This is a genomic window from Streptomyces hygroscopicus (assembly GCF_026168105.1).
GTDB lineage: Bacteria > Actinomycetota > Actinomycetes > Streptomycetales > Streptomycetaceae > Streptomyces > Streptomyces hygroscopicus_D.
Window position 1 is genome coordinate 34857 of the sequence record NZ_LBMW01000039.1, and the last position, 14178, is coordinate 49034.

Consider the following 14178-nt stretch of genomic DNA (forward strand, 5'->3'; position numbering starts at 1 on the left):
TGCCTGCACCGATCCCCATCGTGTACCTCGGGGAAGCGAAACGTCATCTCTACCGTGAGGTAACCACGAGGGCGGAGGGGTCTTCGGGGGACGGGCCCGGCCAAAACGTAACGATACGCCCAGCCCGTGACGCGTCCCGCAAAGTCATTCGACTCTCGTACCCCCGAAGGATTCCAGAATGCGCAAACCGGGCAGAACGGTGTGGTGTGGATCACCCTCCGGCGCGATACCGTGCCTGGAGTTGCGACGACACGGCCAGGATCGTCACCGTTTCGGCGGTCTGAACCGCCGGGTACTTGCGCGATCCGTCCCGCCCGTGTGGACTACGGCCAATGCTTCGCGTACGCGCGTGGCTGAGATACTCACCAAGACATGATCAGGAGGCAACCCGTGAGCGCGACCGCGGACCACGCGGAGGAGCGGACGAACCCTGCCGCGAGGCTGGGGTTCCAGCCCGAGCAGGTGGTCCAGGAGATCGGCTACGACGACGACGTCGACCAGGAGCTCCGCGAGGCCATCGAGGAAGTCATCGGCAGCGAGCTCGTGGACGAGGAGTACGACGACGTCGCCGATGCCGTGGTGCTGTGGTTCCGCGACGAGGACGGCGACCTGACGGATGTGCTGGTGGACGCCATCACGTACATCGAAGAAGGCGGTTCGATCCTGCTCCTCACGCCGAAGACCGGCCGTACGGGCTATGTGGAGCCGAGCGACATCTCTGAAGCCGCGACGACGGCGGGTCTGTCGGCGTCCAAGAGTGTCAGCGTGGGCAAGGACTGGAGCGGGTCGCGTCTGGTGACGCCGAAGGCCGCGAAGTCGAAGCGGTGACCGTCCGCTGAGCGGTGCCCCACGACCGGGGCGGCCGTCCCCGAGGCCGGCCGCCCCCGGGCCTCCGCCATCGGCCTGACGGCCTTGTCTCAAACCGCACCCCCATGAGCGGGGGACCCCCAGGACGGGCTGGTTCGTGCTCGGCTCCGCCGACTTGTCCAGCCCGTCCATCGGCTTGCCGTGATCGCTGCGTAGGGTGGTCCCACCCGAACAGCTCCACCGGAAGGATGCAGGACCCATGGCGATCCAGGTCGGCGACAAGGCCCCCGACTTCGAGCTCAAGGACAACCACGGCGCGACCGTGCAGCTGTCGGACTTCCGCGGCCGCAAGAACGTGGTGCTGCTCTTCTACCCGTTCGCCTTCACCGGCGTGTGCACCGGCGAGCTGTGCGCGCTGCGCGACAACCTGCCGAAGTTCGTCAACGACGACACCCAGCTGCTCGCCGTTTCCAACGACTCCATCCACACCCTGCGCGTCTTCGCGGAGCAGGAGGGCCTGGAGTACCCCCTGCTGTCCGACTTCTGGCCGCACGGCAACACTTCGCGCGCGTACGGCGTCTTCGACGAGGACAAGGGTTGCGCGGTGCGCGGGACCTTCATCATCGACAAGGAGGGCGTGGTGCGGTGGACCGTCGTCAACGGCCTGCCGGACGCGCGTGACCTGAACGAGTACGTGAAGGCGCTCGACACCCTGTGATTCTTCGGCCCCAAGGCCTGCAGGGCGCGGGAACCCGTCACTAGGATCGACACGTTGATCCGATACCAACGCACGACGGGGCTCCCCGCCCCCGGACATCAATGGGAGGACTCGTGGGAGTCAGCCTCAGCAAGGGCGGCAACGTATCGCTGACCAAGGAGGCCCCGGGCCTGACCGCTGTCCTCGTCGGTCTGGGCTGGGACGTCCGCACCACGACCGGCACCGACTTCGACCTGGACGCCAGCGCCCTGCTGCTGAACACGTCGGGGAAGGTCGGCAGCGACCAGAACTTCGTGTTCTTCAACAACCTCAAGAGCCCGGACGGGTCGGTCGAGCACACCGGCGACAACCTCACGGGTGAGGGCGAGGGCGACGACGAGGCGATCAAGGTCAACCTCGCCGCGGTGCCGGCCGACGTCGAAAAGATCGTCTTCCCGGTTTCGATCTACGACGCCGAGAACCGTCAGCAGTCCTTCGGCCAGGTGCGCAACGCTTTCATCCGTGTGGTCAACCAGGCCAATCAGCAGGAGATCGCGCGCTACGACCTGAGCGAGGACGCCTCCACCGAGACCGCCATGGTCTTCGGTGAGCTGTACCGGCACGGCAGCGAGTGGAAGTTCCGCGCGATCGGCCAGGGTTACGCCTCGGGGCTGCGCGGCATCGCGCAGGACTTCGGCGTGAACGTCTGAGCCGAGCAGCAGACACGGCTCGTCACCGTCCGGCGCCGCACTCGCCCTCGAGCGCGGCGCCGGACGCACGGGGCCACCGAGGTCCGCCGGGACGTTGACGTCCAGAGGGATCCAGAGGGATCCAGAGGGATCCAGAGGGATCCAGAGGCCTCGGTCCTCGGGACGGCGGGGATGCCGTCCGGGCGGACCTGGGCGGGAGCCGGAAGGACGCGCCCGAGAACTGGAGGGACGCGCCTGCGGCCGTTGAGGACCGCACCGCCGGCCGCCGGGAGTTACGCCCCGGCCCACCGGGGCTTGCCGCTCTCGGATCGCCGGGGGGCGCGCCCCCGGGTCCGCTGGGTTTCCGCGCCCGGCCACGCGGGGACAAACCCCGACCACCGGAGGACAAGCTCCGGACCACCGGGGGACAAGCCCCCGGCCATGGGGGCAAGCCCCCGCCACCGGGGGTCTCCGCTCCCGGGACGACGTCGTATCTCGGGGAGGACCAGCATCATGGGCGTCACGCTCGCCAAGGGAGGCAACGTCTCCCTCTCCAAGGCCGCACCCAACCTCACGCATGTGATGATCGGGCTCGGCTGGGACGCGCGCTCCACCACCGGAGCCCCCTTCGACCTGGACGCCAGCGCGCTGCTGTGCAGCGGGGGCCGCGTCCTCGGTGACGAATGGTTCGTCTTCTACAACCAGCTCAAGAGCCCGGACGGCTCGGTCGAGCACACCGGCGACAACCTCACGGGTGAGGGCGAGGGCGACGACGAGTCGATCCTGGTCGACCTCGAGAAGGTGCCGCCCCAGTGCGACAAGATCGTCTTTCCGGTCTCCATCCATCTGGCCGATGAGCGAGGCCAGACGTTCGGGCAGGTCAGCAACGCCTTCATCAGGGTCGTCAACCAGGCCGACGGCCAGGAGCTGGCGCGTTACGACCTCAGCGAGGACGCCTCCACCGAAACGGCCATGATCTTCGGCGAGGTCTACCGCTACGGCGGCGAGTGGAAGTTCCGCGCGGTGGGACAGGGGTACGCGTCCGGTCTCCGCGGGATCGCCCTGGACTTCGGGGTCAACGTTTCGTAAATCCGGGTGTGGCGGTGGCGGACCCCTCAGGACACGGGAACCACAGTGGCTCTCCCGTCGTGACCAACCTGTGTGTCCCGGCGGGAGAGGTATCCCTCTAGACTCGTGGTCAACGTTGAGTAAAGCCGGATACGGCGACGGGGAGCCCCGTACACATACGGATTGGGTAGCCAGTGCTTCTGAAAACCTTCGGCTGGTCGTTCGTGGTCACCGCGTTCGGCTTGGCCCTAGCGGTCCTCTATGGGGGGTGGACCGCCTTCGGTATCGTGGCGATCCTGTCCGTCCTCGAGATCTCGCTGTCCTTCGACAACGCGGTGGTGAACGCCGGAATCCTGAAGAAGATGAATGCCTTCTGGCAGAAAATCTTCCTCACGGTGGGCGTGCTGATCGCGGTCTTCGGTATGCGACTGGTCTTCCCCGTCGTGATCGTCGCTGTCACCGCGAAGAAGAGCCCGATAGACGCGGTCAACCTGGCGCTGACCGACAAGGACCAGTACCAGCAGCTCGTCACCGACGCCCACCCGGCGATCGCGGCCTTCGGCGGCATGTTCCTGCTGATGATCTTCCTGGACTTCATCTTCGAGGACCGGGACATCCAGTGGCTGCGCTGGATCGAGCGCCCGCTCGCCAAGCTCGGCAAGGTCGACATGCTGTCGGTCTGCATCTCGCTGATCGTCCTGCTGATCGCCTCCATGACCTTCGCCGCCCACGCCCACCAGCACGGCGGCGCGCACGTCGACAAGGCGCAGACGGTTCTGATCTCCGGTATCGCCGGCCTGGTCACGTACATGGTCGTCGGCGGTCTCTCCGGCTTCTTCGAGGACCGGCTGGAGGAAGAGGAGGAGCGCGAGCTGGAGCAGGAGGAAGAGGCCAGGCGCAGCGGCAAGCAGCGCTCGGCGGTCGCCCTCGCCGGCAAGGCGGCGTTCTTCATGTTCCTCTACCTGGAGGTCCTGGACGCGTCCTTCTCCTTCGACGGTGTGATCGGCGCCTTCGCCATCACCAACGACATCGTCCTGATGGCGCTCGGCCTCGGCATCGGCGCGATGTACGTCCGATCCCTGACGGTCTACCTGGTCCGCCAGGGCACCCTCGACGACTACGTCTACCTGGAGCACGGCGCGCACTACGCGATCGGCGCGCTCGCCGTGATCCTCCTCGTCACCATTCAGTACGAGATCAACGAGGTGATCACCGGCCTCGTCGGCGTGATCCTGATCGCCTGGTCCTTCTGGTCCTCGGTGCGCCGCAACCGGGCACTCGCACAGGCCGAGGGAAAAGGCACGAGCTCGGACGAGAAGACTGAGGTCTCGTCCAGGGTGTGACGGACACCGGGGTGAGGAACGCTCTGTTCGGGGCGGCCGCCGAGGACTCGTCCCCGGCGGCCGCCCCGCGGCTGTTGAACCGTATGTACAGGGGGCGGGCATGGGCTTTTGGGAAAGCGTGTGGCGCGGGCGCGCGACGGAGTTCGACTCGGGCAGCGCGGCGACCAACTCGATCGAGCTGAACAAGCGGCACCAGCGGGTGTCACTCACCAAGCAGGGCGCGGCGACCGGCAATCTGCGCATCAACCTGTCGTGGCGGATGCGGACCTCGGACATCGGCGGACCCGAACGGGGCAGTCTGCTGCGCCGCCCGCTGCGGCTGTTCACCCCTGAGGTCGTCCAGGCGCACACCCAGAGCATGGTCAACGTGGACCTCGACCTGGGATGCATGTACGAGCTGAGCGACGGCACCAAGGGCGTGGTGCAGCCGTTGGGCAGCTTCTTCGGAGAGCTCAACGACCCGCCCTACATCAAGCTCAGCGGGGACGACCGGTTCGGCTCCGGCTCCGGCGAGACCATCTTCGTCAACCTCGACCACCGGGACGACTTCAAGCGGCTGCTGATCTTCGTCTACATCTACGACCAGACGCCGGCGTTCGACCGTACGCACGCCGTGGTCACGCTCTACCCCAGCAACGGCCCGCGCATCGAGATCGGCCTCGACGAACGTCATCCGCAGGCCCGCTCCTGCGCGGTGGTCATGATCGAGAAGAACATCAAGGGCGAGCTCGTGGTCCGCCGCGAGGTGAAGTTCGTCTACGGCTTCCAGGCGGAACTGGACCGGCTCTACGGGTGGGGCCTGCAGTGGGGCCGGGGTTACAAGACGAAGGCCTGACCCTCGCGGCCCCGCCGGGCCGGACTACCGCCCGATGAACTGCGGCCCCTGCGGCGGCAGTCTGAAGTTCGGGTCCGCCGCCGGGGCGGCCGTGGGCGGGTAGCCGTAAGCCGGTGCGGGCGCCCCGGCCGTCCCCGGCTGCGGATAGCCGTACGCCGGCCGGCTCGCCGGCTGCGGATACCCGTACGCGGGCTGCGCGGTGGCTGCCGCCGGCTGCGCGGGCTCCGGCGGATAGCCGTACGCCGGCTGCCGCGGCACCGGCTGCTCCGGCGGCAGCGGTGCCGACACCTCCGGCGGGGCGGGCACCGACGCAGTGACCGCCCCGGGCACGGGTGCCGTGCCCGCCGTGGCGACCGACGCCGTACCCGTCAAGGGGACCGGACCCTCTCCCGCACCGGCCGACGGGGCTTCCGCGTCGTCCACCGAGATGCCGAAGTCGTTTGCCAGGCCCTTCAGCCCGTTCGAGTAGCCCTCGCCGAGCGCCCGGAACTTCCAGCCCTCGCCGCGCCGGTACAGCTCCCCGCAGATCAGCGCCGTCTCCGCACCCGTCTCCGGCTTGATGTCGAAGTACGCCAGCGGCTCCCCCTCCGCGACAGCCGCGTCGTACAGCAGGATGCGGAGCGACCGTACCCGGTCGAAGGTGACGTCGTCCGCCGAGGCGACCAGCAGGATCCGGCCCACGTCGGGCTCGATCCCCGCCAGGTCCGTCTGGATCGTGTCGGCCAGCCCGTCCGCTTCCCGCTTCTTGCCGAGCAGCCGGACCTTCCCGCAGGGATGCCGCGGCTGGTTGTAGAAGACGAAGTCCTCGTCGGACCGCACACGCCCGCCAGGGCCGAGGAGCAGTGCCGAGGCGTCGACCTCCGGGACACCCTGCCCGGGGGACCAGCGCAGCACCGCCCGTACCGCTGTGGCCTCGAGCGGTACGTTCGACCCCTTCACCATCGCGTGCGTCATGGCGTCATCCTGCCTTCTCGGTCCTGGTCACGACAACGCGGGGCGGCTGGCGGCGTGGCCCCGACCTGCCGCCGACACAGCTGGGTTACCGGAACTTCATGCCGGATGGGAACCCATGACACGGAGTTCTACGTACTATTACCGGCCACATCATTTCGGGTCGTCCAGCATCACGCGGGAGTCTCATGCGTCATTTCGGGCACGTCGCCCCCGAGGAGCGGCAGCGCCTCTTCCACCGGGAGCCGGCCGCCTTCACCGCCGACTCCCCGGCCCGCGTGCTCGCGGCGGCCCTCGGCGCCACCCTGTACAGCCCGGCGACCCGGCCGCGTCTCGCCGACGACGTGGTCAAGCAGGCGGGCCGCGGGGTGGTCTCCATGGTGCTGTGCCTGGAGGACTCCATCGACGACGCGGACGTCGTGGACGCCGAGGAGAACCTGGTCCGGCAGTTCACCGACCTCGCGTCCCTCCCCACGGACATCGAGCTTCCACTGCTCTTCGTCCGTGTACGCCTCCCGGGACAGATCCCGGACCTCGTGGCCCGGCTCGGCCCGGCCGTGCGGCTGCTGTCCGGCTTCGTGCTGCCGAAGTTCACCGAGGAGCGGGGGGTCCCCTTCCTCGAGGCGCTGACCGCGGCCGAGGCCGCGAGCGGGCGCAGGCTGTTCGCCATGCCCGTGCTGGAGTCGCCCGACCTGCTCTACCTGGAGACGCGCCGGGAGACCCTGGAGGGCATCTTCCGCGCGGTCGACAAGTACCGTGACCGCGTCCTCGCGCTGCGTCTCGGCGTCACCGACTTCTGCTCCTCGTACGGCCTGCGCCGGGCACCCGACATGACCGCCTACGACGTCCAGATCGTCGCCTCGGTGATCGCCGACGTCGTCAACGTCCTCGGGCGTGCCGACGGCACCGGCTTCACGGTGACCGGACCCGTATGGGAGTACTTCCGGGTCCAGGAGCGGATGTTCAAGCCGCAGCTGCGGCGCAGCCCCTTCCTCGAGGGCGAGGTCGAGGAACTGCGCGAGTCGCTCATCGAGCACGACCTGGACGGGCTGCTGCGCGAGATCTCCCTGGACCGGGCCAACGGCCTGCTCGGCAAGACCTGCATCCACCCCACGCATGTGATGCCGGTGCACGCGCTGTCGGTGGTCAGCCACGAGGAGTTCAGCGACGCCCAGGACATCCTGCGGCCCGAACGCCTCGGCGGGGGCGTGCTTCGCTCCGCGTACACGAACAAGATGAACGAGGTGAAGCCGCACCGCGCCTGGGCCGAGCGCACCCTCCAGCGCGCCGAGGTCTTCGGCGTGGCGAACGAGGACATCGGCTTCGTGGACCTGCTGGCCGCCGGGCTCCCCGGCTGAGGGCCGAAGCCGTCCTGCCGTCGTGCTGACAAGGAACCGATGAAGAACGTGGTCTGGACCGGGACTTGGGTCGCCGAGCGACTCGGAGTCGAACTCGTGGGCGACCAGAAGCTCACCGAACTGCTGGGGCTCGCGCTGCGGCGCAACCCCAAGCGGGCGCATCTGCTCGTCTCCAACGTGCTGGGCAAGCACGTCCCGCAGTCCCCCTCGGTCGTCTACGGCCACGGGTTCGCCCTGGGCCGCCGGGTGCGGGACCTGCTGAGCGCCGACGGTGGGGGTCCCCCCAGCTCGAGCGAAGCCGAGAGCTCGGGGGGCGCCCGCGCGGTCGTCCTCGGGTACGCCGAGACGGCCACCGGCCTCGGCCACTCCGTCGCCGACGGCCTCGGTCTCGCGCCCTACCTCCACTCCACCCGCCGGCCCGTCGAGGGCGTCGCACGCGCCGGCGGCTTCGAGGAGTCCCACTCCCACGCCACCTCCCACCTGCTGCTCCCGGAGGACCCGGCGCTGCTGGCGGGAGACGGCCCGCTGGTCCTGGTCGACGACGAGTTCTCGACCGGCAACACGGTCATGAACACCATCCGCGATCTCCATGGGCGCCACCCCAGGAAGCGGTACGTCGTCGTCGCGCTGGTCGACCTGCGCTCGGCCGCCGACCTCGGGCGCCTCACGGACTTCGGGCGCCGGATCGGCGCCCGGATCGACCTGGTGACGGCGGCCGCGGGGACCGTACGGCTGCCGGAGGACGTCCTTGCGAAGGGGCAGGAACTGGTCGCCCGGCACGAGTCGCCGGTCCCCGACCACCCGGCGCACGGGACCATCACCCGCGTCGCGCTCGGCTGGCCCGACGGAGTGCCCGACGGCGGACGGCACGGCTTCACGCCCGGACACCGGGCCCGGCTCGAGCAGGCGCTGCCCGCCATGGCCACGCGGCTCGCCGAGGCGCTGCCCGCCGGGGCCGGACGCGTCCTCGTGCTCGGCTGCGAGGAGTTGATGTACGCGCCGCTCAGGCTCGCCCGCGAGCTGGAGCGGATCGTGGCCGCCGAGGTCCGCTACTCCACGACCACCCGCTCGCCGGTCCTCGCGGTCGACGACCCCGGTTACGCCATACGCAGCCGGCTCGTCTTCCCCGCCCACGACGACCCGGCCGACGGCCCCGGCGAGCGCTATGCCTACAACGTGGCCGGCGCCGGCTTCGACGCCGTTGTCACGATCGTGGACTCCGTGGCCGACACGCCCGAACTGCACGCCCCCGGCGGCCTGCTGGACCGGCTCGCCGCCCACACCCCGCACGTTCTGCTCGCGGTGGTCCCCAGCCACGTCCCCGCGCCCCCGCACGTCCCCGCCTTTTCCGGAGAAAGATCCGCCATGCTGCCCGAGCCCCTCCGCGGCCCCGCCTTCTCGTCGTACGCGCCCGAGGAGGTCGGCTGGCTGCTGCGGGACCTCTCGGACGTCACCCTGGAGGCGCCGACCGAGGAGCGCGAGGAGGCGATCCAGAGCGGCGGCGCGCACTACGCCGAGTCGCTGCCGGTGGAGTACCAGCCGAGCGAGCGGTACCAGGAGCTGTTCCACTCGGCGCTCGAGGCCTCGGCGGAGCGGCTTGCGCAGGCGGTCGGCGTCGTCACCGAGACCGTTCTCGCCGAGCGGTCGCCGCGCCCGGTCCTCGTCTCGCTCGCCCGCGCCGGCACCCCGGTCGGCGTCCTGATGCGCCGCTGGGCCCGTCACCGCCACGGACTCGACCTGCCGCACTACGCGGTGTCCATCGTGCGCGGACGCGGCATCGACGCCAACGCTCTGCGCTATCTGGCCGACCGGTACGACCCCTCGGACATAGTCTTCGTCGACGGCTGGACCGGCAAGGGCGCCATCACCCGCGAACTCGCCGAAGCCATCAGGGAGTTCGAGGCGTCCGACGGCATCACCGGCTTCGACCCGGAGATCGCGGTGCTCGCCGACCCGGGATCGTGCGTACGGACGTACGGCACCCGCGAGGACTTCCTCATCCCCTCCGCCTGCCTCAACTCGACGGTCTCCGGGCTGATCTCGCGCACGGTGCTGCGCGCCGACCTGGTCGGCCCGAACGACTACCACGGCGCGAAGTTCTACCGCGAACTCGCCGGTGCGGATGTGTCGGCCGCCTTCCTCGACGCCGTGTCCGCCCGCTTCGCCGAGGTCGAGGAGACGGCCTGCGCGCAGGCGAAGGAACTGCTCTCCGGCGACCGCACCCCGACCTGGGAGGGCTGGTCGGCGGTGGAACGCATCAGCGAGGAGTACGGCATCCACGACGTGAACCTGGTCAAACCGGGCGTCGGCGAGACCACGCGTGTCCTGCTGCGCCGGGTGCCCTGGAAGATCCTGGCGCGGTCCGATGGGGGCGCCCCCTGCTCGAGCGGAGCCGAGAGCTCGGGGGCGGGCGCCGACCTCGACCATGTACGCCTGCTGGCCGAGCAGCGCGGCGTGCCCGTGGAGGAGGTCGCCGACCTCCCGTACACCTGCGTGGGGTTGATCCACCCCCATTACACGCGGGGCGCCACCGGCACCGACGGCAGGGCGGTGGCCGTATGACCCCCGTGCTGGTCGCCAGCGACCTCGACCGTACGCTCATCTACTCGTCCGCCGCGCTCGCCCTGACCATGCCGGACGCGCGGGCGCCACGGCTGCTGTGCGTCGAGGTCCACGAGAGCAGGCCGCTGTCGTACATGACCGAGACCGCGGCCGGGCTGCTCACCGACCTCGGTGACCGGGCGGTGTTCGTGCCGACCACCACCCGCACCCGCAAGCAGTACCAGCGCATCAACCTGCCGGGCCCCACGCCGACGTACGCGATCTGCGCCAACGGCGGCCATCTGCTCGTCGACGGTGTCTGTGACCTCGACTGGCACGCGGGCGTGCTCGCGCGGCTGGCGGACGAGTGCGCGCCGCTGGCCGAGGTGAGGGAACACCTCGCTGCCACCGCGGACCCGTCCTGGGTGCGCAAGCACCGGGTCGCGGAGGACCTCTTCGCCTATCTGGTGGTGGAGCGTGAGCTGTTGCCCGAGGAATGGGTGAAGGAACTGGCCGTCTGGGCGGAGAACCGCGGCTGGACCGTGTCGCTTCAGGGCCGCAAGATCTACGCCGTGCCGAAGCCGCTCACCAAGAGCGCGGCCGTGCGCGAGATCGCCCGTCGCACCGGCGCCGCGCTCACCCTGGCCGCCGGGGACTCCTTGCTCGACGCGGACCTGCTGCTCGCCGCGGACCGCGGCTGGCGCCCGGGCCACGGCGAACTGGCGGACACCGACTGGACGGCCCCCGGGCTCAGCGCCCTGCCGGAGCGGGGCGTGATGGCCGGGGAACGGATCCTACGGGAGTTCCTGAAGGCGGCACGCGAGGCCTAGTTGTATTGCCCTGAGAGGTTGGGGGCGCGACTGGCGGGTGGCGGGTGGCGGGTGTGGCGTGCTGCGGGTGTGGCGTGTCGCGCGTACGGCGTTCTGCGTAGGCGCGTGCCTCGTTCTGCGTACGCGCCTGCAGCGTTCTGCGTACGCGCGTGCCGCCTGGTTCAGCCGCAGCAGCCCCCGCCGCAGCACCCGCCCCCGCCGCCCCCCGCCCGCGGGGCCGGCGCCGGGGCGGACGCCGGGGTGGATGCCGTGCCGCCCACCGCGACCGTCGACAGGAGCTTCACCGTGTCGTCGTGGCCCGACGGGCAGGTCGCGGGGGCGGAGGACTCCGCCATCGGGCGGCTCAGTTCGAAGGTGTCGCCGCAGGTACGGCAGCGGTACTCGTAGCGAGGCATGGACACAGACTAACGGGCGTCCACCGGCGAACCCAGGACTGCGGGCAACCCGCGCCCCATGCGGTGACCCCGGCGCCTCCTTAAGATCTCCTCAATTTTCTTCACATGGCCACTTCTGTGCCCCTCCTGACCCGGGAGACCACAGAGGCCGCTGATAATTTATGTGAGTCGCGATGAGCCGCAACGTCGTGAGGGGGGCTCGCAGCCACATGCGTGGCAGCTGCACTACCCGCGCGCGCAACACCGAGTGCGGAGGGAGACGCAGTGGTGACCGAGGCACGGCAGCGAACAGAGCGAATAGGGGGGCGGCCCCGCCAGGGCCGCATGTACACCGGAGCCCACCGTGGCTAGCGAGAATGACGGCCGTCCGAACCGCCGACGGACGACGCCGAAGCAGTCCGGGCAGCGTCCGGCGGACGGGGAGGCCCGGGCCGAGACGCGCTTCGATCCGGACACCACGATGCAGTTGAAGGCAGGGGCCCCGCTGCCTCCGGACACCACCATGCAGTTGAAGACCGTGGGGCCCCCGGAGCCGGACGGCGACACGCAGCCGAGGCCGGACGCCACCATGCAACTGCGGGTGTTCCGGCCGAAGGTCTCCGGCCGGCGCGGCAGCCGCAAAAAGGCCGCACCGCCCTCGGTCCTCGCGCGTGTCACCGCGTACCTGGCACCGTATACCCACAAGATCGCGCCCTATGCCCAGAAGATCGCGCCCTACGCCCACAGGCTCAAACCGGTGTACCCACGGCCGGGCCGCACCGGCTGGCGGCGCTGGATGCCCTCCTGGCGCCAGTGGCTGGGGGCCGTGCTGACCTCCATGGGTCTCACCAGTGCGTTCCTCGTCGTCGCGTACGCCGCCACGGACATACCGGAGAACCTGAACTCGTACGCCACCCAGCAGGACAACGTCTACTTCTGGTCCGACGGCACGCCCATGGCCCGCACCGGATGGGTGCAGCGGCAGGCGATGCCGCTGAAGGACATACCCGAGCAGGTGCGCTGGGCCGTGCTGGCGGCGGAGAACGAGAGCTTCTACACCGACCCGGGCATATCCGTCAAAGGCATCACCCGCGCCCTGTGGCGCACGGTCGGCGAGGGGGACACCCAGGGCGGCTCGACCATCACCCAGCAGTACGTGAAGAACGTCTACCTGTCGCAGAACCAGACGGTGAGCCGCAAGTTCACCGAGGCGATGATCGCCCTCAAGCTCGACAACAGGATGAGCAAGGACCAGATCCTCGAGGGTTACCTCAACACCAGCTGGTTCGGCCGCGGCACCTACGGCATTCAGCGCGCGGCCCAGGCCTATTACGGCAAGGACGTCAGCAAGCTCAACGCCAGCGAGGCCGCGTTCCTCGCCTCCCTGCTGAAGGGCGCCGGGCTCTACGACCCCACGCTCAACCCCGCCAACCGCCATCGGGCCGTGGAGCGCTGGACCTGGATCCTCGACCGGATGGTCAAGATCGGCAAGCTGTCGCCGTCCGAGCGCGCGAAGTACCGGGCCTTCCCCGAGCCGCTCAAGCAGAACCCGCTGTACGACACCGGTCAGCAGAGTGACTACCTGGTGGAGTTGGCGGCCCAGTACGCCAAGAAGGCCGGGCACATCTCGGACAAGGAGTTCGACCTGGGCGGCTACCAGATCTATACGACCTTCGACCGCAAGCGGGAGACCGCGCTGACCGACGCCGTGACCAAGGCCCGCAAGCAGGCGGCGCAGGGCCACCCCGGCGTGGCGAAGACCGTGCACTACGGAGCCGCCTCGGTGACCGCCGACGGCCGCATCCTTGCCGTCTACGGCGGCCCCGACCACCGTACCCAGGGCTACAACGAGTCCAACTCGGCCAGTGTCCCGGCCGGTTCGGCCTTCCCTGCCGTTCGTCTACGCCGCCGCTCTGGAGCACGGCGTCCACAAGACCCGGGTCGGGCCCGCCGCCCCGGTGACCCCCGACTCGGTCTACAACGGCGACGACGGCGTCCCCGTGACCACACCCGAGGGGCCCTACTGGGACCGCAGCGGCAAGAAGGTCGCCGCCCACAACGACGGCAAGAGGTCCTACGGGCAGATCACCCTTCACCAGGCTCTCGCCCAGTCGGTGAACACGCCGTTCATGCAGCTCGGCATGGACACCGGTCTGGCCACGGTGCGCGAGACGGCGGAGGCGGCCGGGCTGCTCTCCTCCAGCATGGGGCCGCAGGTGCCCGCGCTGTCCCTGGGCAACTCCACGCCCAGTGCGATCCGGATGGCGAGCGGATACGCCACGTTCGCCGCCGACGGGACGCACACAGAGCCGTACTCGGTGCGCCGCATCACTCGCAACGGTGCCGCGGTCACCCTGGACACCACCCGGCCCCAGCGGGCCATCGCCGCCACGGTGGCCCGCCAGGTCACCGAGGCGCTCACGGAGTCCTTCCGCACCGGCCACCCGAACGGGGTCTCCACCACCGCTCAGGTGGCCGGGAAGACCGGCACCACGCAGGACGACCTCGCCTCCTGGTACGTGGGGACGGCCACCTCCGTGTCGACCGCGGTCGTCGTCTACCGCATGGACCTGTCCAAGAGCCTCGACCCACTGCCGCTCAAGGGAGTTGCCGGCACCGCCGCGAACGGCGTCCCTTACGGCATCTGGTCGAAGGCCATGAGCCCGCTCGGCTGACGCCGGCGAC

The 14178-nt window shown here is 69.8% G+C and carries 11 protein-coding genes and 1 pseudogene; 10 read left to right on the plus strand and 2 right to left on the minus strand.

Annotated elements, in window-relative coordinates; translation table 11 throughout:
- The first annotated feature begins 390 nt into the window (after positions 1 to 390).
- The 6 genes from AAW14_RS29465 (at position 391) to AAW14_RS29490 (ending at position 5439) form a co-directional block, all read left to right on the plus strand.
- Entirely contained in the window at positions 391 to 828 is a 438-nt protein-coding gene (locus AAW14_RS29465; RefSeq protein ID WP_234512879.1) for a DUF3052 domain-containing protein, read from the plus strand.
- Positions 829 to 1066: 238 nt separating this feature from the next.
- A complete protein-coding gene (locus AAW14_RS29470) occupies positions 1067 to 1525 on the plus strand; it encodes a peroxiredoxin (protein WP_265567204.1) in 459 nt (152 codons plus the stop codon).
- A gap of 113 nt (positions 1526 to 1638) precedes the next feature.
- A complete protein-coding gene (locus tag AAW14_RS29475) occupies positions 1639 to 2214 on the plus strand; it encodes a TerD family protein (RefSeq protein ID WP_265567206.1) in 576 nt (191 codons plus the stop codon).
- Between the two features lie 492 nt (positions 2215 to 2706).
- Complete coding sequence (locus tag AAW14_RS29480; RefSeq protein ID WP_265567207.1) at positions 2707 to 3282, plus strand: TerD family protein; 576 nt, start codon at positions 2707 to 2709, stop codon at positions 3280 to 3282.
- Between the two features lie 173 nt (positions 3283 to 3455).
- Positions 3456 to 4604 carry a DUF475 domain-containing protein gene (locus tag AAW14_RS29485; protein WP_265567210.1) on the plus strand — a complete coding sequence of 383 codons (1149 nt, stop codon included), beginning with the start codon at positions 3456 to 3458 and terminating at the stop codon, positions 4602 to 4604.
- 100 nt (positions 4605 to 4704) lie between these two features.
- Positions 4705 to 5439, plus strand: coding sequence for a TerD family protein (locus AAW14_RS29490; RefSeq protein ID WP_265567211.1), 735 nt, complete (start codon positions 4705 to 4707; stop codon positions 5437 to 5439).
- Between the two features lie 24 nt (positions 5440 to 5463).
- Here AAW14_RS29490 and AAW14_RS29495 read toward each other — a convergent pair whose 3' ends face one another.
- Entirely contained in the window at positions 5464 to 6393 is a 930-nt protein-coding gene (locus AAW14_RS29495; RefSeq protein WP_265567213.1) for a TerD family protein, read from the minus strand.
- Between the two features lie 185 nt (positions 6394 to 6578).
- Here AAW14_RS29495 and AAW14_RS29500 point away from each other — a divergent pair, with 185 nt between their 5' ends.
- Genes AAW14_RS29500 through AAW14_RS29510 form a run of 3 tightly spaced genes read left to right on the plus strand, consistent with a single transcriptional unit; the run spans position 6579 to position 11119 of the window.
- Positions 6579 to 7748, plus strand: a complete 1170-nt coding sequence (locus AAW14_RS29500) for an HpcH/HpaI aldolase/citrate lyase family protein (protein WP_265567216.1) — start codon at positions 6579 to 6581, stop codon at positions 7746 to 7748.
- Positions 7749 to 7787: 39 nt separating this feature from the next.
- A complete protein-coding gene (locus AAW14_RS29505) occupies positions 7788 to 10310 on the plus strand; it encodes a phosphoribosyltransferase (RefSeq protein WP_265567218.1) in 2523 nt (840 codons plus the stop codon).
- Positions 10307 to 11119 (plus strand): HAD family hydrolase, encoded by an 813-nt coding sequence (locus AAW14_RS29510; RefSeq protein ID WP_265567220.1) that lies wholly within the window; start codon positions 10307 to 10309, stop codon positions 11117 to 11119. Before AAW14_RS29505 ends, AAW14_RS29510 begins: the two co-directional genes overlap by 4 nt.
- A 161-nt stretch (positions 11120 to 11280) precedes the next feature.
- On the opposite strand, the gene AAW14_RS29515 is transcribed toward AAW14_RS29510, so the two are convergent.
- Entirely contained in the window at positions 11281 to 11514 is a 234-nt protein-coding gene (locus AAW14_RS29515; protein WP_265567223.1) for an FmdB family zinc ribbon protein, read from the minus strand.
- 568 nt (positions 11515 to 12082) lie between these two features.
- Here AAW14_RS29515 and AAW14_RS29520 point away from each other — a divergent pair.
- Positions 12083 to 14168, plus strand: a pseudogene (locus tag AAW14_RS29520) (transglycosylase domain-containing protein).
- Positions 14169 to 14178 lie beyond the last annotated feature (10 nt).